Raw genomic sequence first — 20,678 nt, forward strand, 5'->3', positions numbered from 1 at the left:
CAGGGGGCGCATAGGCTGGGGCCCCTGTGGCAGGAGAGGTTCAGGAGGCTGTGGATGTCCGAGCGCAAGCCCATCGAGTCGTGGCTCACGGACATGGACGGTGTGCTCATCCATGAGGGCGTCCCGATCCCCGGTGCCGAGGAGTTCATCAAGCGGCTGAAGGACAAGGACCGCCCGTTCCTGGTCCTCACCAACAACTCCATCTACACGCCCCGCGACCTGCAGGCCCGCCTGCGCAGGATGGGCCTGGACGTGCCGGTGGAGAACATCTGGACCTCCGCGCTGGCCACCGCCCAGTTCCTCGACGACCAGCGCCCCGGCGGCACCGCCTACGCGATCGGCGAGGCCGGCCTGACCACCGCCCTGCACGACATCGGCTACGTGCTCACCGACCACGACCCCGACTACGTCGTCCTCGGCGAGACCCGCACCTACTCCTTCGAGGCGATGACCAAGGCCGTCCGGCTGATCAACGCCGGCGCGCGGTTCATCGCCACCAACCCCGACGAGACCGGCCCCTCCACCGAGGGCCCGCTGCCCGCCACCGGCTCGGTGGCCGCGCTGATCACCCGGGCCACCGGCAAGCAGCCGTACTTCGCCGGCAAGCCCAACCCGCTGATGATGCGCACCGGCCTCAACCGCCTCGGCGCGCACTCGGAGAGCTCCGCGATGATCGGCGACCGGATGGACACCGACGTGCTGGCCGGCATGGAGGCCGGGCTGCGCACCTTCCTGGTGCTCACCGGTTCGACCGGCAAGGACCAGGTGGAGAACTACCCGTTCCGCCCCTCGGAGGTCGTCACCTCGATCGCGGACATCGTCGACCTCGTCTGAGGCCGCCGCCCCGCGCGCTGCTCCGAACGGGCGGCGCGCACCCGTTCGTTCGTGGCATACCCGGCCCGCCCCCGATGCGGGAGGCGTGGTCCGGGGGAGCCTCCTGGTAACGGGAGGTTCGTGATGGGTGCACTACGTACGACGCTCAGCTGTGCGGGCGCCGCGGCGGCCGTCGCGCTCACCCCGGTGACCGGAGCCTTCCTCGCGGAGGACGGTGACGTGGCCGTGGCCCCGGTCGCGCCGCGTCCCGGCACCGACGTACGGGTGACCGTGAGCGGCTGCGGCGGCCGCACCGGCACCGCCGCGTCCGACGCCTTCGTGGCCGAGGTCAGGCTGACCGGCACCGGGACCGACGGCGCGCTCACCGGCGAGACCCGCGTCCGCACCGGTGTCAGGCCGGGCGCCTACCGGGTGCGGGTGCGCTGCGACGGCGTGCCCGAACGCTTGACCGAGGTGCGGGTGGCCGACGCCCGCGGCGACGCCGTCGTCCCGGGCCGCCCCGCCTCGCCGACCGCCCCGGTCCCGGCCGGCGGCGGAGGGCTCGCCCGCGCGGAGGCCGAGGCGAGGGCCCGCGCGGAGGCCGAGGCGGAGGCCGCCGCCCCGGGTGCCGCGCAGACGGTCACCGGAGTGGTGCTGGCCGGGGTGGCCGCCGCCGTGGTGGTGTTCCTGCCGCGGACCGCAAGGACCGCCCGGACCGCCCGGAGGCGACGTGCGGAGCGACGATGACGGCCCGCGGATCACGCCTGCTGCCCGCCCTGGCCTGGCTGACGCTGTTCGCGGCGACGCTCGCCTGGGCCGCCGAACTCACGGACGTCGACCCGCCCCCCGGGGAGCGCCGGCACGCCCCGGCGCACGCCGCCCCGCCCGCCGCTCCCGGCCCGGGCGTACGACTGCCGCCCGCCCGCCGGCCGCTGCCCGCGGCCGAGCCCCGGCGGATCGACGTGCCGTCCCTCGGGCTGAGCGCTCCCGTGGTGCCCCGGCCGCTCGACCCCTCGGGGGCGCCCGGAACTCCCCCCATGGAGATGGCGGGCGCGGTCGGCTGGTGGCAGCGGGGCCCCGCCCCCGGAGCCGCGGGCCCGGCCCTGCTGGCCGGCCACCGGGACACCGGCAGCCGGGCCGCCGTCTTCCACCGGCTCGGCGACCTGCGGCCCGGCGACGCCATCGACGTCTACCGCAGCGACGGGCGGGCGGCCCGCTTCACCGTGGAGGAGGTGCGGACCCTGCGCCGTGCCGCCTTCGACGCCCGCCTCGCCTACGGACCACGCCGGTCCGGCCGCGCGGAACTGCGGCTGATCACCTGCGCCGGGGCCTGGGACGAGGCGGCGCGGGCCTACACGGCCAATGTGGTGGTCTCCGCCTATCTCACCGGATCGGGTGGACGATGATCCGGAACTTCCGTGTTGTCACCTCACGTTGCATTCGCGTGGGTGACAACTGAAATGTCAGGACTGAGAATGAGGACGACAGTGCGCCCAGGGGGGACAGCGAGGGGGGAACGGATGGACGCCATCAGGCGGGCCGGGGTCGGCAGACGGCTCTGTGCGGCGGCGCTCGGCACGGCGCTGCTGCTCACCGCCGTGGGCTGCTCCGACGACAAGGAGGAGCGCCAGCAGAAGCACAGGGAGCGTGGCGCGCCGCCCGCGAACGGGGCGCCCTTCTGGGTCAACCCGGACGGCAACGCGGCACGGCAGGTCCAGGCCTACGAACAGCAGGGCCGGAAGGCCGAGGCCGAGGCGATCCGGCGGATAGCGGAACAGCCGGTGGGGGAGTGGATCGGCACCGAGAACCCGGAGGGCGAGGCCCGCGGGCTCACCGAGGCCGCCGTCGCGGACGGCCGCAGGGCGCTGCTGGTGCTCTACAACATCCCGCACCGCGACTGCGGCAACTACAGCGGCGGCGGCGCCGCGGACGGCGACGCCTACCGGGCCTGGCTGGAGGGCGTGATCCGCGGCATCGGCGACCGCCCGGCGACGGTGGTCCTCGAACCCGACGCCGTGCTGCACCTCGTCGACGGGTGCACGCCCGCCGAGTTCCACGAGGAGCGGTACGCGCTGCTCGGGGAGGCGGTGGGCCGGCTCAAGCAGCTGGAGAACACCCGGGTGTACGTGGACGCCGGGAACGCGGGCTGGGGCCGGCCGGAGCAGATCTGGGAGCCGCTGCGGCGGGCCGGGGTGGAGAACGCCGACGGCTTCGCGGTCAACGTCTCCAACTTCTACTCCACCGAGGACTCCATCGCCTACGGCAGGACGCTCTCCGAGAAGGTCGGCGGCAAGCACTTCGTCATCGACACCAGCCGCAACGGCAACGGGCCCTACCAGGAGGGCGACCCGGGTGAGCGGTGGTGCAACCCGCCGGGCCGCGCGCTGGGCGAGAGGCCGACGACCCGGACGGCGGACCCGCTGGTCGACGCCTACGTGTGGGCCAAGCGGCCCGGGGAGTCCGACGGCACCTGCAAGGGCGGCCCCAAGGCCGGCGAATGGTGGCCGGAGTACGCCCTGGAGCTGGCGCGGGCCTCCCGGTGACGGCGACGGTGGCGGTGACGCCGGCGTCGGGCTGACGTTCGCGGGGGGCGGTCCGGTGACCCGGACCGCCCCCCGCCCGGGCGGAGTCAGGAGACCTTCACCCACCGTGCCGTCGCGGGAACCCCGTCCCGGTCGGTGAAGAAGAGCATGTACCAGCCCGGCTGGACCAGGTTCCGGCTGCCCGGAACGGTCACCGTGACCTCACCGGGCTCGCCGGCCCCGCCCGACGGCTTCTTCAGGCCGAGGGCGATCGAGCGCTGGTCCACGTCCGTGACGTGGGTGGAGGCGCTGGGCCGGATCAGCCGCGCGGTCGCGAGACGGCCGGCGTCCGGCGAGCGGAAGGTGGCCTCGCCGCCCCGGCGGAGGGCCCCGGGGCCGTCCTCCACCACCGGCCGCCCGCCCCGGAACAGGTACGGCGGGGTGTAGATCTCGATGCGCTGCTCGAACACACCCGGCCTGGAGTTGGCCGGGTCGGCGAAGAGCGGGTCGGAGCCGAAGAACATCACCCGCCCGTCGGGCAGCAGCAGCGAGCCGGAATGGTAGTTGCGGCCCACCAGGGGGTCGGCGACCCGGCGGAAGGAGTTCTGCTCCGGGTCGTACAGGCGCGCCTCGAGGATGTCGGAACCGGACCGCCCCCGGTAGTCCTGCGAGCCACCGGACACCAGCACGGTGTCGTCCGGCAGGATCGACGACTGCGGGTACCGGGTGCCGCGCCCGAGCGACGGGCCGTCCGTGAAGCGCGGCTTCTCCGCCCTCAGGTCGACCAGCCGCGTCCGCCGACTCGACCGGCGCGACTCGCCGATGCCGCCTCCGCCGATCACCAGGTACTTCTCCTCCTGGGCGGGCGGCAGCAGCACGGTGCCGGAGGTCTCCAGCCGGTCCGGGTCGCTCATCCCGGGGATCCGGGTGAACCGGCCGGTCTCCACGTCCCAGATCCCCGGGTCGCGGCCCACGTCGGCGGGACCGTAACCGGCGTTGGAGCCCGAGTAGAACAGCTTGCCGTTCCGCATGAGGAACAGGGCCGGGTAGGTCGGGAACTGACGCTCCTTCGCCGTGTACGACCACTTCCTGGTCCGCGGGTCGTACACCTCGTTCCTGCCCGGCACCAGCTGGCCGACCTCGTCCAGGCCGGAGACGGACAGCACCTTGCCGTCGGAGAGCGTGGTGAGCGTGGGGTACCAGCGCGCCTCGTTCATCGGGTCGACCTTCACGTACCGCTCGGCCACCGGGTCGAACTCGTAGGCGTCGCGGATCCCCTGGAAGTCCCGCTTGTCCAGCGCCAGCTTCTGCGCGATGCCGTAGGTGTTGCGGGCGTCCGCGCCCTCGAGGCCCTCGATGCGGTAGTTGTCCTCGGCGCCGGTCTGGTAGCGGGTGCCGCTCCGGGCCGCCTCGACGTACACGCGGCCGAGGCCGGCGTCGTTGCCGAGGAACCTGCCGGTCGCCGGGTCGAACCTCTTGGTGGCGCGGGAGACCAGCACCGGGTCCTGGGCGACGAAGGTCCTGCCGTTCTTCTTCCCGGTGAAGCGGGTCCCCGCCTTGACGGTGATCGGCTTGTCGGGGTTCTCGTTGTGGACGACCATCAGGCCGCCCGCCTTGGTGACGTCGCCCTTCAGCCGCTCGTAGCGCTGGGTGCCGCCCGCGACGAGCAGGTTGCCGTCGGCGAGCTGGGTGTGGCCGGTGCAGAACAGGTCGCTGGGGGTGGGGACCTTCGCGATCGTCCCCTTCACCGGGTCCCAGACACGGGTGTCGAAGCGCCTGGTGTCGAAGTTCCTCCGGTCGTTCCCGGAACCGGCGACCAGCAGCACCTTGCCGGTGCGGAGCAGGGCGGCGTGGATGGTGTTCTGACGGTACCCGTCCGGGAACTCGACGATCTCCCAGCGGCCGTTGGCCGCCTTGTATTCGGGGCGGTCGATGGCGTAGGCGTGGTACTTCTCTGTGCCGAAGCGGTACAGCCAGGGGCCGTTGGCGCCGGCCAGTGCCAGCACCACGGCGATCACCAGGGCGATGCGGCGGGCCTTGCGCCGCGAGGGGCTCGTCCGACGAGGCGTCATCCCCGCGAGCCCCCTTCGCCGGCGCGCGCCTCACGGGTGTCCGCGGGTGCGGCCCCCGCGGGCTTCGCGTTCGCGGGTACGGCGTCCTTGGACTCGGCGTCCGCGGGTGCGGCGTCCCTCCGCTCTGCATCCGTGGGCTCCGCGTTCGCGGGCTCGACGTCGGCGGGCTCGGCGTTCCTCGGCTCCCCGTCCGCGGGCTCCGCGTCGGCGGGTACGGCGTCCCTCCGCTCTGCATCCGTGGGCTCCGCGTTCGCGGGCTCGACGTCGGCGGGCTCGGCGTTCCTCCGTTCCGCGTCCGCGGGCTCCGCGTCCGGGGGCTCAACGTCGGCGCGTACGGCGTCCCTCGGCTCCGCGTCGGCGGGTACGGCGTCCCTGGGTTCGGTGGTCACGGGCTCGGCACCTACCGGCTTCGCGTCCGCGGGCTCGGGGGCCGCGTGCTCGGCGGGTGGGGACTCGGGCCAGCGCTGGGTGGTGGCGGTGTCCGAGGGCCCGGTGCCGGTGGTCGCGGCGTCGGCGGGCTCGGGCCAGAGCTGCTCGGGTCCGGTGGCCGCGGGCGCGGCGTCCTCGGGCTCGGCCGGCGCGGGCCCGGTGGCGCCCGGGAGCGGGGCGGCGGAGACCGCCGCGGGACGGGTGTCGTCGAGTGGGGGCAGGGTCAGGGTGGCGGGGGAGTCGGAAGCCCAGCTCGGGCGGCGCCCGGTCCGCGACGGCACGTGCTCCTGGGCGGAACCGGCGCCGGCCACGGACGGCGCCGCGGCCACCTGGGAGGGCGTCGACGGCCCCACCCCCACGGAGGCCGGGACCTGCGTCGGCATCGGACGGGCGTGCGCACCCGCCGCCACCGGCGGACGGACACCGGACCACACGGGCGTGCCGTGCGGCGGCGTGATCCGGGACGCGCCTCCCCCGGGGACCGCAGCCCGCGCCGGGACCTGCCCCACGGCCGCCCGCCCCCGACGCTCCGCCCGCAGCGTGAGGCGCCACACGATGATCGGCGTCGCGGTGATCAGCAGGGCCAGGGAGGCCCAGACCACCATCGCCGGATGCGCGTGCCCCTGCCAGAACCCGGCCCCGATCGCACCGCCGAAGACCGCGATGAAGAAGAGGTGGATCCGGAAGGTCCCGAGGAGTGTGTCGGGGCTCGCCGAGTCGCCCTTGGGGGTCACCACGAACCGGCTCCTGCGCCGCAGCACCGCGTCCAGCAGCGACCGTGCGTAGACCGGCGCCGACAGCGCGGACATCACCATGCCCGCGACCCCGCCCGACCCCTCCGGCTCGTGCGGCGAGACGTTGTGCCGCCGGTTCCACACGTACAGCCCGATCTGCAGCGCCGACGCGTTGCCGTACAGCATCAGCCAGACCACCGGGTCGATGTCGACGCCCGAGGCGCCCAGGCCCATGAAGAGCGCGCAGCTCAGCGCCGCGAGGATCCAGTTCAGCGCGGAGATCGGATAGAAGATGATCATCATCGTGTAGTTGAGGAGCTTGCCCGGCGGCAGGGACCAGAAGCCCTTCGCGTACTGCTTGAGGATCGTCTCGTAGGTGCCCCGGGACCACCGCAGCTGCTGGGTGAAGAAGTCGGTCCAGGAGTTCGGCCCCTCGCCGACCGCCAGCACGTCCGGCGTGTACACCGATCTCCACCTGCGGCCGGTGGCCGGATTGCGGTGGCGGTGGATCTCGAAGCCGGTCGCCATGTCCTCGGTGATCGAGTCGTACAGTCCGCCGATCTGCCGCAGCGCGGAGATCCGCACCGCGTTGGACGTGCCGACGAACATCGGCGCGCCGTACCGGTTGCCGGCCCGCTGGATCAGGGCGTGGAAGAGGAACTGCTGCGACTCGGCGGCCTTGGTCACGAAGGTGTCGTAGTTGCCGTACACCTGCGGGCCGATGACGAAGCCGACGTCCGGGTCGCGGAAGAAGCCCAGCATCCGCTCCAGGTAGTTCGGCAGCGGCACGTGGTCGGTGTCGACGGAGGCGAAGAAGTCGTAACCGTCGCCGTGCGCGTCCAGCCACGCGTTGTAGTTGCCGTGCTTGGTCCTCGCGCGGTGCGGGCCCTTCGCCTGGTTCCACCTCTCGACGCCCTTGCGGGAGAAGTGACGCACGCCGAGCCGGGCGCACACCGCCTTGACCTCCGGGTCGTCGCCCTCGTCGAGCAGCCAGACGTGCATCACGCCCCGGTGGCGGATGCGCACGGCCGCCTCCAGGGTCTTCGTCACCATCGCCAGCGGCTCCTTGCCCGGCACGAACGAGGTGAGGAACGCGACGCGCGTCCCCGTCTGCGGCACCACCGGCACGGGATCCCGGGCGACGAGGGTGGCGTGCGCGTTGGAGAGCACGTTGGCGCAGCGGAAGAGCTCGATCAGCCCGATCGACACCAGCATCACGACGTCCAGCGCCGGCAGGAGGTCGAACGTCGGGTAGTCGCGCCGCGTCCAGTGCGCGGGCTGGAGCAGCCAGACGAGCAGCCCCACCGACAGGAGCGGGGCCGCGACCAGCATCAACGACACCCGGATGCGGTGCGGCTCCTGCGAGAGCAGCGAGCGGTAGCGGACCGTGTACGGCCGGGACGGGTCGGGGCGGGTGAGCGGCCCCGCGAGCCGGCTGTAGTGCTCGTAGTCGTAGGCCGGCAGGTTCCGCCGCAGCCGGCGGAAGACGCCGGTGGTGGTGGTCGTGCCGGCCGGCGGAGTGTGGCCGGCGGCCGCCGGCCCGTGGTGCGGCGGTGCCGCCGTTCTGTTCAGCGGCGTGGTCGTGGACGCGCCGAAGTCCTGCGCGGCGCCTGTCGGCGTCGACGTCATGAAGTCATCCCCCCGCACGCGCACGGCGGTGCCGCGACGCGTGTCCGTTGCGTTGTCGTACGTCCCCCTGGCCGGCTGCTGTGACGCCCCCCGGCGTCTTCGTCCGGTACGGGGCCCCACCCCCGTCCGCGCGGCGGCAACCGGACGCCGCGCTCCCCCGAACCGCCGCGTGCCCGCGGCGACTTGTGTCCAAGAGTTCTACGGCTTTCCGCATGATCGCAAGACGCGAAACGCGGTCTTAACCGGTCATACGAGCCTAATGGGGCGGTCAGGGGTGAGGGTGGGGCAAGTGGGGTGTGCGCGCGCCCCCTCGTGCCGCCGTGCTCCCCGGACGCTCCGGGCGTCCCCGGACATTTCGCACGGGTGCGGGCACAGCAAAAGGCCCCCGCTTGCGCGAGGGCCTCGTCGTGCGCCGCCAGGGACTCGAACCCCGGACCCGCTGATTAAGAGTCAGCTGCTCTAACCAACTGAGCTAGCGGCGCCTGCTGACAGAGAAAACTCTACCCCACCTGGCGGGGTGCTCCCGACCACCCCACCTGCCTCTTTCGTCCCGTGGAGTGGGCGCGTACATCATTCGGACCGTCAACATGCGGTCCACGCCCGGGGTTGCGAGACTGGCGAACGTACACAAGGGCGGACATTTCCTACGAAATGTGAGGCAGATCGCATGACTGAGCCGGCCTTCGAGGAGTTCGACCCCGCCGGAGAATGCGACTGCGCCGGCTGCGTCCACTGGCGGCGGGCGATGCCGGGCGCCGCGGGGGGAGCGTCGGGCGCCGCGCGACACCCGGCGGGGGCGGCGCGGGTCGTCACGGTCACCGCGGCGGCGGCCACGGCCATGACCGCGGCCCCGGTGACCGCCGAGGCCGTCGCCCCGGCTGTCGACCAGGGGGCGCCCGTGGCGGCTGCCATGGAGGGCCCGGGCGGTTCCGCTGCCCAGGAGGCGGGAGCCACCGAGGCGGTGGCGGAGGCCGCGACCGGGTACGGGGTCGCGCCGGGGATGACCGCGGCGGTGGGCGCGGAGCAGTCCGCGGACGGGCCGGGGCAGCGGGACGGCGGGTCGGAGGCCGTCGCGAAGACCGGCGACGCGGAACGACCGGCTTCGGAGGGCGAAGCCACCGAGGCCGCGCAGGGCGGCGGTGCGTCAGCGGTGGTCGCGGCGGCGGAGACGGTGCCGCACGCCCCGGCCGTTCCGGAGGAGGCCCCGCAGGCTGACGGCGACAGCGACGGCGGTGCGACCGCGGTGGTCGCGGATGCGGGGGGCACGTCGCGCGCCCCGGGTGCTCAGGGCGAAGACCCCCAGGTGGGGGACCTGGCGGGCGGTGGCGCAGCAACGGCGGTCGCGGAGGCGGAGGCGACGCCGCACGCCCCGGGTGCCGAAGGCGGAGTCCCGCGGGTGGGGGATGCGGCGGGCGGCGGCGGACCGGTGGTGGCCGGGGGCGGTGAGGTCACTCCTCGTGGTCAGGTTCCGCGCGACGAGGCCGCCGGCGCGACCGGGGCGACCGGGGCCACGCCGGCCTCCGAAGTGCGGGAGGAGGAGGTCGCGCAGGCCGTGGCACGGGAGGGCGGCGGCGTCCGGCCCCCGAGCGGGCAGGGAGCGGTGGCGCGGACCGGGAGCGCGGGCGTACGGGCGGTGGCGGCTCCGCGGAGCGGGGGAGTACGGGTCGCGCCCGCGCGGGAGGAGGGGGCACCCTCGGCGGGCGCGCGGGACCGGGCGGTCCTGCGGCCGGCCTCGCGCGGGGAGATCATCGAACGGGCCCGGCGGTGGACCGAGGCCGGCGTCCCGTACGACATGGAACGCACCTGGGCCGACGGCTACCGCCAGGACTGCTCCGGCTTCGTGTCGATGGCCTGGGACCTCCCCGGCAACGCCTGGACCGGCAACCTCGAGGACTACGCCGTGCGGATCTCCCAGGAGGAGCTCAGCCCCGGCGACATCCTGCTGCACCACGACTCCGCCGACCCGGAGACCGGCTCCCACGTCGTCATCTTCGGCGGCTGGACCGACTACACCCACACCCGTTACGTCGCCTACGAGCAGACCCGTCCGCACGCCGTGCGCCGGGTGCTCGACTACCCGTACCCGGTCGACGGCGACCGTTACGTCCCGTACCGCTACCGGGCGCTCGCCCCCGGCGAGGGCTCCGGCGGCGACTCGGGCGAGGAGGCCGCCTTCCCGGGCCGCGCCTCCTTCGGCCCCGGTGCCACCAACGCGCACGTCACCCGCCTGGGCCGGATGCTCGTCGAACGCGGCGGTGCCCGGTTCTACGCCGACGGTCCCGGCGCCCGCTGGGGCGACGCCGACCGCAGGGCGGTCCAGGCGTTCCAGCGCGCCCAGGGCTGGGTGGGCAAGGCGGCCGACGGGCTCCCGGGGCCCCAGACCTGGCGGCTGCTGGTCACCGGGCGCGGCCGTGACATCCCACCGGCGGGGACGCCCTCCTCGCACGGCGTCACCGGCTATCCCGGCCGGGCCGCGTTCCGTCCGGGGGCGAGGAACGCCTACGTCACGCAGCTGGGGCAGCAGCTGGTGAAGAAGGGGTACGGCCGCCACTACACCGACGGCCCGGGCCCCGAGTGGACGGACGCCGACCGCAGGGCGGTCCAGGCGTTCCAGCGCGCCCAGGGCTGGCGCGGCGGCGCGGCCGACGGCTACCCCGGCCCGGAAACCTGGCGCCGGCTCTTCTCCTGACCCACCGAAACGACGAAGCGACACGCACCGGCGCGACGGCACGGACACGACGCACACGGGCCTGACGGCACGGGCACGACGCGCACGGGCCTGACGGCACGGACACGACGCACACGGGCCTGACGGCACGGACACGACGCACACGGGCCTGACGGCACGGACACGACGCACACGGGCCTGACGGCACGGACACGACGCACACGGGCCTGACGGCACGGGCACGACGCGCACGGGCCTGACGGCACGGGCACGACACGCACCGGCCTGACGGCACGGGCACGACACGCACGGGCACGACACGCACCGGCACGGCAACACCGGCACGACGGCACCAGCACGACAGCACCGGAACGAGGGCGACTGGCATGACAGCGACGACCGACGAGATCCCGGCCGCGGGACCCGACCCCGAGCCCGCCGCCGGGCCCGCCACCCCCGGCGGGCCCCCGCCCCTCCCCGCGGCGGCGCCCCCCGCACCCTCCCCACCCGCGATCCCCGCAGCCGCACAGGCCACGGCACCGGTGGCACCGGCACAGGCACCGGTCACGACACCCGCCCCCGCACCCGCGACCACCACCACCGTCGTGGCCGCCGCACTGCCCGCCGCCCACCCCGCGCCGGTGGCCGCCCGCCCGCAGGGACGGTTGATCCAGAACGAGGCCACCACCGAGATCCCCGTCCACCTCCTCTTCCGCGACGACACCACGACCGGGGCGCAGCCCGCCGTGGTCGCCCGCGTGGAGACCACCGGAACCGCCGCGGCCCTCGGGGCGGCCGGTACCGGGGCGGCCAGCGCCGGAGCGGCGGCCGCGGCGGGCGCCGCCGGAGCCATCGGCCCGCAGCGCCCGCCGCGCCCGGCCCGGCGGCGTCCCGCCCCGCTCCCCGCGGTGGCCGCCGACGTCGACCCGGCGCTGGAGGAGCGGCCCGGCCGCGCCGTGCCCGGCGCGCTCGGGGTGCTGGCCGGAACGGCAGGGCTGGCCGGCGGGGTGCTGACCACCTGGTGGGCCGGCGTGGTGCCGCCGGCCGCGCTGGAGGTCGCCGGCCTGCCCGTCGCGGACGCCGGGACGGCCGGGTTCGGTCTCGGCCGGTGGGCCGCCTGGACCGGGTCCGCCGCCCTCGGCCTGTTCGGCTTCGGCGGCCTGGCGCGCGGCAACACCGGCTGCGCCTGGGTGCTGGGCATGTTCGGCCGCTACCGCGGCACCGTCCGCCGCACCGGCCTGCTCTGGGTCAACCCGCTGCTGCTGCGCCGCAGGGTCGACGTCCGGCTGCGGCACTGGCGCAGCGAGCCGTTGTGCGCGAGCGACCCCAACGGGGTGGCGCTGCGGGTGCGGACGCTGGTGGTGTGGCGGGTCAAGGACACCGCCCGGGCGGTGCACGCGGTTGCGGATCATGAGGAGTACCTGCGCCGCTGCGTGGAGGCGGCACTGGCCCGGATCCCGGTGGACCCGCCGATGGAGCCGGCCGACGAACGCCCCGGCGAGGACGGGGACGAGCCGGGCCTGGAGGAGGCGCTGACCGGTCAGGTCGCCGCCGACGCCAAGGCGGTCGGACTCGAGGTGTTCGCGGTGCGGCCGATCCGCGTCGAGTACGCCCCCGAGGTGGCCGCGGTCATGCAGCGGCGGCGGATCGCCGCCCTCGACGCCCGGCAGCGGGCCGGGGTGCTCAGCGCGGTGGTGGACTCCGTCGAGGACACCGTCAACCGGCTCACCCTGCGCGGGCTGGTGGAGCTCGACGACTACGAGCGCAAGGTCCTGGTGAAGGACCTGACCGTCGCCTTCTGCGCGGGACGGGGTGAGGCCGCGCCCTGACCGCCGGCCCGGCCCGCCGCCCGGCTCCGGGAGTTGGAGGATCCGCACATTCCGAAAGAGCGGCCGAGATTGGTATGGACATGTCTAGATCACGCTTCTACTTTGAGACTTGGTCTAGACCTTCACCGCACCATCAGCTCGATTCAGTTCGATGTTCGATTCAGCTCGGTTCAGCTCGTACGGCTCAGGACCCCCCACCCCCAGGGAGCGTCGTCATGCGCAAAACCACGAAGTTGTACGCGGCCTCGGTCGGTCTGGCCACCGTGGGAGCCCTGGTGCTCTCCACCGGTGGCGCCAGCGGCCACGGCTACACGGACCTGCCCGTCAGCCGGCAGAAGCTCTGTCAGAACGGCACCGTGACGAACTGCGGCTCCATCCAGTGGGAGCCGCAGAGCGTCGAGGGCCCCAAGGGCTTCCCGGCCGCCGGACCCGCCGACGGAGACATCTGCTCGGCGGGCCACTCCACCTTCAACCAGCTCGACCAGCCCAAGACGCCTTCGGGCGCCGCCTGGCCGGCCACCAAGGTCACGTCGGGGCAGAGCTACACCTTCCGGTGGCAGTTCACCGCCCGGCACGCGACGACCGACTTCCGCTACTACATCACCAAGCCCGGCTGGAACCAGAGCCACCCGCTGGCCCGGTCGGACCTCAACCTGACGCCGTTCCTCACGGTGCCGTACAACAACCAGCAGCCGCCGCAGACGCTCTCGCACAGCGGCACGCTGCCGGGCGGGCTCAGCGGCCGGCACGTGATCGTCGCGGTATGGACGGTCGCCGACACCGCGAACGCCTTCTACGCCTGCTCGGACGTCACCTTCTGACCGAGGTGACCGGATGACCAGGTGACCCGCCCCGGGTCCCCGTGAACACCGAAGGGCCCCTCGCCGAGGCGAGGGGCCCTTCTTCTGTGCGCCGCCAGGGACTCGAACCCCGGACCCGCTGATTAAGAGTCAGCTGCTCTAACCAACTGAGCTAGCGGCGCGTGACTCCCGCCGTCCGCTTCCGCGGCCGGCGACGAAGAAAATACTACCTGGTCCTCCGGGGTGCTCCTGACCAATTTCCGCCGGTCGTGATCCGATCACGCTCGATCACACGCCGATCACACGCCGCTCGTACCCGATCACGCACCGATGGACAGCGACAGCATCACCGGCGTCGCCTCCCGGTGGAGCTTGTCGGCGGCGCTGCGCAGCCGGTGCGCCTGGCTCACCGGCATGGACAGCGCGAGGCTGGTCACCCGGGCGCCCGAGGAGATCGGGACCGCCGCGCAGACCGTGCCCACCGCGTACTCCTGGATGTCCAGCATCGGCGCGGTGGGCGGCTGCGCCTCCAGGTGGGACAGCAGCAGCCGCTCGCTGGTGATGGTGCGCGAGGTCAGGCGGGCCATCCGGTGCCGGGAGAGGTGGTCGCGGCGGCCGTCCCGGTCGAGCTGCCCCAGCAGGCTCTTGCCCACGGCACTCGCGTGGGCCGCCCAGCGGAAGTCCACCCACTCGTTGACCGCCGGGGTCTCGGGGCCGGCGGCGTACTGGGTGAGCTGCACCTCGCCGTCGACGTAACGGCTGAGGTAGACCGCCGCCCCGACGTCCTCGCGCAGCCGGTTCAGGGTGCGCTGCAGCTTCGCGCGCAGTGCCCGGTCCCGCCCGTCCACCGAGGTGAGGCGTGCGAAGGTGTCGCCGACGGCGTAGGCGCCGTCGGGCATGCGCAGGACGAAGCCCTCCCGCCTCAGCATCCGCAGCAGCGTGGTCAGGCGCCGCGGTGCGAGGTCGAGCTGAAGGCCGAGTTCTGCGTCGGTGATTCCGGCGGGATGCCGCTCCACCAGGTCCAGGACCCTGAGGGCCTCCTGGACCGTGTGGCGCGGCGCGGCCGGTTCGTTCAGCGCCACGGTTTCCCCCTGCGCCAGCGTGTTCGGGCCGTTCCCCGCTCCCGTCGGAGCGGGGCCGATCGACCTGTTTCACGATACCGGTGCGTAGCTATTCGGACAGGGCCTTCCGGTCCTGCCGCGATCTCCTCGCCGTGCTTTCGCAGGTGGCATATGCCAGGGGAACGCACCAGTTTCCGAACGGCGTGACGGCAGGCCGACGGGGCGCGACCTCGGACGACCTCAGACCTGCACCAGCGGCTCACGGGTGAAGAGGGCGCCCAGTTCCGGGGCGTTCACCCGGCGGTCGGTCAGGCGCAGGGCCTCCCAGGCCGACACCTGGTTCGCGGTGAGCACCGGCTTGCCCACCGCCGCCTCCAGCGCCGGCAGCGAGGAGACCGTGTGCAGCGCGCTGTCCGGAACCAGTACGGCGTCCGCCTCCGGATGGTCGGCCGCCAGCACCAGCTCGTGCACCCGGTCGGGGCCCCACGACGCCACGTCCGACGCCGTGACCGCGCCCGCGCCCCGCACCGAGACGGTCCGGACACCCGCCCCTTCCTCCAGGAAGGCGACGAACAGCTCGGCCACGTCCTCCGGATAGGTGGCCGCCACCGCCACCCGCCGCGCGCCCACCTCGCGCACCGCGTGCACGAAGGCGAACGACGCCGAGGAGGCCGGCATCCCCGCGGCGACCGCCAGCGACCGCACCTGCTCGCGCGAGGCCTCCCAGCCGTCAACGAAACTGCCCGCCGTGTTCACCCAGACCACGGCCTCCGCGCCCGACAGCCGCAGCTGCTCGCAGGCGTCGGCCAGCGGCCCCGGCGCGCCCGTCTCCCGCAGGACATCCACCCGCCGCACGTCCTCACCGCGCTCGGTGTGGACCACGTCGACCCGGATGTCGCTGCCGATCAGCTGCTCGATGCGGGGATAGTCGTCCTCGGCCGAATGGCCCGGGTAGATGAATCCGAGTGCGGTCATGTCCAGCCTCTCCGTCACCTTCACGTGCACCGGCACCGTCGTTCCGGTCCTGTCCGGGTACCCAGCACCGCCCGGGAAACCGATCGGATTAGGCCATCGAAGCTCGGGTAGGCGCGCCGCCATGTCTTCACCTCCCTTCAAGAAGGAAAGACCACTCACCCGGCGGAGCCTGCTGGCCGCGGGGGCCGCCGCGGCCACCGCACTCGGCGTCTCCGCGTGCAGCCGGGTCCCGGCCGAGGACGGGAAACAGGGCGGTGACCTGCTGGAACGCCTGCGCGCGCTGGGCGTGGTGCGGGTCGGGATAGCCGGCGAAATACCCTTCGGCTACATCGACAAGGACGGGAACCTCACCGGTGAGGCCCCCGAACTGGCGCGGGTGATCTTCAAGCGCCTGGGGGTCGACTCCGTCCAGCCGGTGCCGACCGAATTCGGCTCCCTGATCCCCGGCCTCAACTCCCAGCAGTTCGACGTCGTCGCCGCCGGCATGTACGTCAACAAGGAACGCTGCGCACAGGTGATCTTCGCCGACCCCGACTACCAGATGCTCGACTCCTTCGTCGTCCGCAAGGGCAACCCGATGGGGCTGCGCACCTACCGGGACGTCGTCGCGAAGAAGGCGAAGTTCGCCACCGGGACCGGCTACGCCGAGATCGAGTACGCGATCGAGGCGGGCATCCCGGAGAGCGAGATCCTGATCGTGCCCGACCAGGTGGCCGGACTGAACGCCGTCGAGTCCGGACGCGCCGACGTGTTCGCGGGCACCGCCGTCACCACCCGCGAAGTGGTCAAGAAGTCGGGCAAGGCCGAGGCGACCGAGCCGTTCGCCCCGGTCGTGGACGGCAAGCCGCGCATCGACGGCGGCGCCTTCGCCTTCCGGCCCACCGAGACCCGGCTGCGCGACGCCTTCAACACCGAGCTCCACAAGATGAAGAAGAGCGGCGAGCTGCTGCGCCTCCTGCGGCCCTTCGGCTTCACCGAGTCGGAGATGACCGACCTGACCGCGAAGGAGCTGTGCGCCCGATGAACAGCTCGATGACCTCAGGGCTCTGGGAGCTGGTGCTGAACGGCGTCTGGATCACCGTCCAGCTGCTGGTGCTCAGCGCCCTCCTCGCCACCGCCGTCGCCTTCGTGGCCGGCATCGCCCGCACCCACCGGCTGTGGATCGTCCGCTTCCTGGCGGGCTTCTACACCGAGGTGTTCCGCGGCACCTCCGCGCTGATCATGATGTTCTGGGTCTTCTTCGTGATGCCCACCGCCTTCGGCCGGCAGCTGGTCCCGCTGTGGGCCGGCACCCTCGCCCTGGGCCTGACCTACGGCGCGTACGGCGCCGAGGTGGTCCGCGGCGCGATCGCCGCCGTGCCCCAGGCGCAGCGTGAAGCGGGCATCGCGCTCAGCCTCACCCCCTGGCAGCGCATGCGGCTGGTCCTGCTGCCGCAGGCCGTGCCCGAGATGATCCCGCCGTTCTCCAACCTCCTGGTCGAACTGCTCAAGGGCACCGCCCTGGTGTCGATCATGGGCATGGGCGACCTGGCGTTCAGCGGCAACCTGATCCGGCTGGCCCTCCAGGAGAGCACCGAGATCTACACGTACATCCTGATCATCTACTTCGTCCTCGCCTTCCTGCTGACCCGGGTCATGCGCGGCCTGGAGAAGAACCTCAAGGTCCGCACCGGCAGGACCGTGCGGACGGCCACCCCCGAGGCCACGGCCGGCTCGAAGGCGGGTGCTGCCGCGTGAACTGGGACTGGAACGCCGTCGCGGACTTCATGCCGCACTTCTGGGACGGCCTGCTGGTCACCCTGCAGGCGCTGGTGCTGGGGTCCCTGCTGTCCTTCACCCTCGGTCTGGTGTGGACCCTGCTGATGAGGGTCCCGAGCCGCTGGGTGCGCTGGCCCGTCGGTGTGTTCACCGAGTTCGTCCGGAACACGCCGCTGCTGGTGCAGCTCTTCTTCCTCTTCTACGTCCTGCCCGAGTGGGGCCTGACCCTCTCCGCCCTCACCATGGGCGTCATCGGTCTGGGCCTGCACTACTCGACCTACACCATGCAGGTCTACCGTGCCGGCATCGAAGGCGTGCCGGCCGGCCAGTGGGAGGCTGCCAAGGCGCTCAACCTGCCGCTGCGCCGCACCTGGACCGCGGTGATCCTGCCGCAGGCCGTGCGGCGCGTGGTGCCGGCGCTGGGCAACTACGTGATCTCGATGCTCAAGGACACGCCGCTGCTGATGACCGTCACCGTCCTGGAGATGCTCGGCGAGGCGCGGCTCTTCTCGCAGAACGCCTTCCGGTTCACCGAGCCGGTGACGGTGATCGGCGTGGCCTTCATCGTCATCTCCTACCTCGCCTCCCTCCTCCTGCGATCCCTGGAGCGACGTCTTGTCTGACACCCTCCCCACCCCTGATTCCCGGACCCCGACGCCCCCCTCGCCCACCGGCGAGCTGATCCGGTTCGACCAGGTCAGCAAGCGGTTCGGCGAGAACACGGTGCTGGACCGGCTGGACTTCTCCGTGGAGGCCGGCAAGCACGTCACCCTGATCGGCCCGTCCGGCTCCGGCAAGACCACCATCCTGCGGATGCTGATGACGCTGACCCGGCCGGACGAGGGCACCATCACCGTCGACGGCAGGCGGCTGTATCCGGCCAAGCGCCGGGAGGTCGCCGAGGTCCGCAGGAACATCGGCATGGTGTTCCAGCAGTTCAACCTCTTCCCCAACATGAAGGTGCTGCGCAACGTCACCGAGGCGCCGGTCACCGTCCTCGGTCTGTCGAAGGACGAGGCCGAGGCGCGGGCCCGTGAGCTCCTGGAGCTGGTCGGGCTCGCCGACAAGTGCGACGTGTACCCCTCGCAGCTCTCCGGCGGCCAGCAGCAGCGCGTCGCCATCGCGCGGGCGCTGGCGATGCGGCCGCAGGTGCTGCTGCTCGACGAGGTGACCTCGGCGCTCGACCCCGAGCTGGTCGCCGGTGTGCTGGACGTGCTGCGCGACATCGCGCGGTCCACCGACATCACCATGCTGTGCGTCACCCACGAGATGAACTTCGCGCGCGACATCTCCGACGACGTGCTGATGTTCGACGGCGGCCGGGTCATCGAGTCCGGCCCGCCGGAGCGGATGTTCGAGGACCCGACCCACGAGCGGACCCGGGAGTTCCTGGGCGCGGTGCTCTGACGGCACGCGGTGCGCGGCGGGACGGCGCGGTGCGGTGCGGGGCGGTGGCGGAATACGCCACCGCCCCGCCGCGTTGTCGCCCAGCGCACGGTAAGCGGTGAAAAGGGAGTACGACGGTGACAGTGACGGACCGGACCGACGACGACATCCGCGGCACGGCGCACGGCGGCGCCCCCGTCCCCCTCTCCGTCCTCGACCTGGTCACCGTCGGCGCGGGGTACACCTCCAGCGACGCGCTGGCCACCTCGGTGCGGATCGCGCAGCTCGCGGAGTCCCGCGGGTTCCACCGGTACTGGGTGGCCGAGCACCACTCGATGCCCGGCGTCGCGTCCAGCTCGCCGGCCGTGATCCTCGCCTACCTGGCCGCGCGGACCGGCCGGATCCGGCTGGGTTCCGGCGGCGTGATGCTGCCCAACCACGCCCCGCTGGTGATCGCCGAGCAGTTCGGCACGCTGGAGGCCATGGCGCCGGGCCGCGTCGACCTCGGCCTCGGCCGGGCGCCCGGCACCGACGGCGCCACCGCGGCGGCGCTGCGGCGCACGGACCGGCTGAACGAGGGCGCCGACGACTTCCCGCAGCAGCTGGCCGAACTGCTGCGCTTCCTGGACGACGACTTCCCCGACGGGCACCCGTACGCGCGGATCCACGCCGTACCGGGGCCGGTGCAGGGGTCGTCCGCGGGGGGTGTGCAGTCGGCACACCGGCCGCCGGTGTGGCTGCTCGGGTCCTCCGGCTTCTCCGCGCAGCTCGCGGGCACCCTGGGGCTGCCGTTCGCCTTCGCCCACCACTTCTCGGCGCGGAACACGATCCCGGCGCTGGACCTGTACCGGCAGTCGTTCAGGCCCTCCGCAGACCTCGACGCGCCGTACGCGCTGATCGGCGTGGCGGCGCTGGCCGCGGACGAGGAGAGCGAGGCGCGGCGCCAGGTGCGGGCCGCCGCGCTGAACATGCTGCGCCTGCGCACCGGGCGGCCCGGGCTGGTCCCCACGCCGGAGGAGGCGGAGGCCCACCCCTGGACCGAGGCGGAGACGGAGTTCGTGAACAGCTGGAACGCGAACGTGGTGCACGGCACGGGGGAGCAGGTGCGGGCCGGGCTGGACGCGCTGCGGGAGCGGACCGGGGCGGACGAGCTGATGCTCACGGCCAACGCGCACGGCCCCGACGTCCGCGTCCGCTCCTACGAACTCATCGCCGACGCCTACGGCCTCCCCACCGCCTAGCCTCCCGTCCCCCCCGGGGCCGCGCCGCCCGGCGCGGCCCCCGCACGGGTGCGCGGGCCCCGGGAAGCGGGGGCCAGAGGTGGGGGTTGCGGGGGGCGGGACAATGGATGGCGGTGACCACGAACGAACGCGAGGAACGGAGACCCGCATGGCGGAGCACACGCCGCGCAACACCAACCCGCGGCTACGCCCCGCGCCCCTGCTCTTCGAGCCGGCGGCCGCCGCCGCCGACCCCGAGCACTTCTTCGACCTGGAGTCGATCGAGGACCCCAAGGCGCTGCTGACCCGGGCGACGGAACTCACCCACGCGTTCCGCGCCGCGGCCGACCGCGCCGTCGAGTACCAGGCGATGGCCGCCGCCCAGCTCGCCGACCCCCGCCGCTTCGACCGGCTCTCCGCCGCCGACATCGCGGCCCGCGCGGAGTGGACCGAGGACTACGCTGTCAAGATGGTCGAGTTCGGCCGTGACCTGCTCAGCGGCATCGAGGACGCCCCCGGACCCGCCGGCCACCGCGGCTCGCCCGGCCCCACGTAGCAGGCCCGGGGCCTCCCGCGGGCCCCTCGTGGACCACCCGCGCATATCGATTTCTCGTCACCCGGATCGGGGTGCTAATGTCTACGACGTCAGCAGGCGCCGCTAGCTCAGTTGGTTAGAGCAGCTGACTCTTAATCAGCGGGTCCGGGGTTCGAGTCCCTGGCGGCGCACCGACACCGGAGGCCCGGTTCACGGAAACGTGGACCGGGCCTCCGGCGTTCCAGTG

General features: G+C 73.3%; 16 protein-coding genes, 3 tRNA genes and 1 pseudogene. 14 read left to right on the forward strand and 6 right to left on the reverse strand.

From position 1 onward, the window contains the following. Nucleotides 1-54 precede the first annotated feature (54 nt). The 4 genes from Sfr03f_RS19295 (at nt 55) to Sfr03f_RS19310 (ending at nt 3,356) form a co-directional block, all read left to right on the forward strand. Entirely contained in the window at nt 55-834 is a 780-nt protein-coding gene (locus Sfr03f_RS19295) for an HAD-IIA family hydrolase (protein ID WP_108955211.1), read from the forward strand. A gap of 123 nt (nt 835-957) precedes the next feature. After that, the gene (locus tag Sfr03f_RS19300; RefSeq protein WP_108955212.1) at nt 958-1,560 is read left to right on the forward strand and encodes a hypothetical protein; all 603 of its coding nucleotides are present in this window, start codon (nt 958-960) and stop codon (nt 1,558-1,560) included. Next, on the forward strand, nt 1,557-2,219 hold the full coding sequence (locus tag Sfr03f_RS19305) for a class F sortase (protein ID WP_108955213.1): 663 nt from the start codon (nt 1,557-1,559) through the stop codon (nt 2,217-2,219). Before Sfr03f_RS19300 ends, Sfr03f_RS19305 begins: the two co-directional genes overlap by 4 nt. A gap of 114 nt (nt 2,220-2,333) precedes the next feature. Then, nucleotides 2,334-3,356, forward strand: a complete 1,023-nt coding sequence (locus tag Sfr03f_RS19310) for a glycoside hydrolase family 6 protein (RefSeq protein WP_108955214.1) — start codon at nt 2,334-2,336, stop codon at nt 3,354-3,356. An 86-nt stretch (nt 3,357-3,442) separates the two neighbouring features. On the opposite strand, the gene glxA is transcribed toward Sfr03f_RS19310, so the two are convergent. The 3 genes and pseudogenes from glxA to Sfr03f_RS19325 form a co-directional block, all read right to left on the reverse strand. Further along, nucleotides 3,443-5,407 (reverse strand): radical copper oxidase GlxA, encoded by a 1,965-nt coding sequence (gene glxA, locus Sfr03f_RS19315; RefSeq protein WP_108955215.1) that lies wholly within the window; start codon nt 5,405-5,407, stop codon nt 3,443-3,445. Between the two features lie 958 nt (nt 5,408-6,365). After that, a pseudogene (locus tag Sfr03f_RS19320) lies at nt 6,366-8,199 on the reverse strand (glycosyltransferase family 2 protein); the annotation flags it as partial. Between the two features lie 408 nt (nt 8,200-8,607). Further along, nucleotides 8,608-8,681, reverse strand: a tRNA-Lys gene (locus Sfr03f_RS19325). A gap of 1,070 nt (nt 8,682-9,751) precedes the next feature. Here Sfr03f_RS19325 and Sfr03f_RS30950 point away from each other — a divergent pair. The 3 genes from Sfr03f_RS30950 to Sfr03f_RS19340 all read left to right on the forward strand — a co-directional run bounded on the left by Sfr03f_RS30950 (nt 9,752) and on the right by Sfr03f_RS19340 (nt 13,517). Beyond that, entirely contained in the window at nt 9,752-10,888 is a 1,137-nt protein-coding gene (locus Sfr03f_RS30950) for a peptidoglycan-binding protein (RefSeq protein ID WP_372514256.1), read from the forward strand. Nucleotides 10,889-11,253: 365 nt separating this feature from the next. Then, the gene (locus Sfr03f_RS19335; protein ID WP_108955216.1) at nt 11,254-12,696 is read left to right on the forward strand and encodes an SPFH domain-containing protein; all 1,443 of its coding nucleotides are present in this window, start codon (nt 11,254-11,256) and stop codon (nt 12,694-12,696) included. Nucleotides 12,697-12,911: 215 nt separating this feature from the next. After that, on the forward strand, nt 12,912-13,517 hold the full coding sequence (locus tag Sfr03f_RS19340; protein WP_108955217.1) for a lytic polysaccharide monooxygenase auxiliary activity family 9 protein: 606 nt from the start codon (nt 12,912-12,914) through the stop codon (nt 13,515-13,517). Between the two features lie 87 nt (nt 13,518-13,604). Here the strand turns inward: Sfr03f_RS19340 and Sfr03f_RS19345 are convergent. The 3 genes from Sfr03f_RS19345 to Sfr03f_RS19355 form a co-directional block, all read right to left on the reverse strand. After that, nucleotides 13,605-13,678, reverse strand: a tRNA-Lys gene (locus tag Sfr03f_RS19345). Between the two features lie 138 nt (nt 13,679-13,816). After that, the gene (locus Sfr03f_RS19350; protein WP_108955218.1) at nt 13,817-14,578 is read right to left on the reverse strand and encodes an IclR family transcriptional regulator domain-containing protein; all 762 of its coding nucleotides are present in this window, start codon (nt 14,576-14,578) and stop codon (nt 13,817-13,819) included. A 219-nt stretch (nt 14,579-14,797) separates the two neighbouring features. Further along, nucleotides 14,798-15,532 (reverse strand): maleate cis-trans isomerase family protein, encoded by a 735-nt coding sequence (locus Sfr03f_RS19355; protein WP_108955482.1) that lies wholly within the window; start codon nt 15,530-15,532, stop codon nt 14,798-14,800. 121 nt (nt 15,533-15,653) lie between these two features. Here Sfr03f_RS19355 and ehuB point away from each other — a divergent pair, with 121 nt between their 5' ends. The 7 genes from ehuB (at nt 15,654) to Sfr03f_RS19390 (ending at nt 20,622) form a co-directional block, all read left to right on the forward strand. After that, on the forward strand, nt 15,654-16,556 hold the full coding sequence (gene ehuB, locus Sfr03f_RS19360) for an ectoine/hydroxyectoine ABC transporter substrate-binding protein EhuB (protein WP_108955219.1): 903 nt from the start codon (nt 15,654-15,656) through the stop codon (nt 16,554-16,556). Between the two features lie 8 nt (nt 16,557-16,564). Continuing rightward, on the forward strand, nt 16,565-17,269 hold the full coding sequence (ehuC, locus tag Sfr03f_RS19365; RefSeq protein WP_108955483.1) for an ectoine/hydroxyectoine ABC transporter permease subunit EhuC: 705 nt from the start codon (nt 16,565-16,567) through the stop codon (nt 17,267-17,269). Then, nucleotides 17,266-17,913, forward strand: coding sequence for an ectoine/hydroxyectoine ABC transporter permease subunit EhuD (gene ehuD, locus Sfr03f_RS19370; protein WP_108955220.1), 648 nt, complete (start codon nt 17,266-17,268; stop codon nt 17,911-17,913). The genes ehuC and ehuD overlap by 4 nt, the downstream gene beginning before the upstream one ends. Continuing rightward, nucleotides 17,906-18,697: an ectoine/hydroxyectoine ABC transporter ATP-binding protein EhuA gene (gene ehuA, locus Sfr03f_RS19375; RefSeq protein ID WP_108955221.1), complete on the forward strand. Its 792-nt coding sequence runs from the start codon at nt 17,906-17,908 to the stop codon at nt 18,695-18,697. The genes ehuD and ehuA overlap by 8 nt, the downstream gene beginning before the upstream one ends. A gap of 122 nt (nt 18,698-18,819) precedes the next feature. Further along, the gene (locus Sfr03f_RS19380) at nt 18,820-19,917 is read left to right on the forward strand and encodes an LLM class flavin-dependent oxidoreductase (protein WP_108955222.1); all 1,098 of its coding nucleotides are present in this window, start codon (nt 18,820-18,822) and stop codon (nt 19,915-19,917) included. 148 nt (nt 19,918-20,065) lie between these two features. After that, entirely contained in the window at nt 20,066-20,452 is a 387-nt protein-coding gene (locus Sfr03f_RS19385) for a DUF8844 domain-containing protein (RefSeq protein WP_108955223.1), read from the forward strand. Between the two features lie 96 nt (nt 20,453-20,548). Beyond that, a tRNA-Lys gene (locus Sfr03f_RS19390) sits at nt 20,549-20,622 on the forward strand. The last annotated feature ends 56 nt before the right edge of the window (nt 20,623-20,678 follow it).

The organism is Streptomyces fragilis (genome assembly GCF_003112515.1).
GTDB lineage: Bacteria > Actinomycetota > Actinomycetes > Streptomycetales > Streptomycetaceae > Streptomyces > Streptomyces fragilis.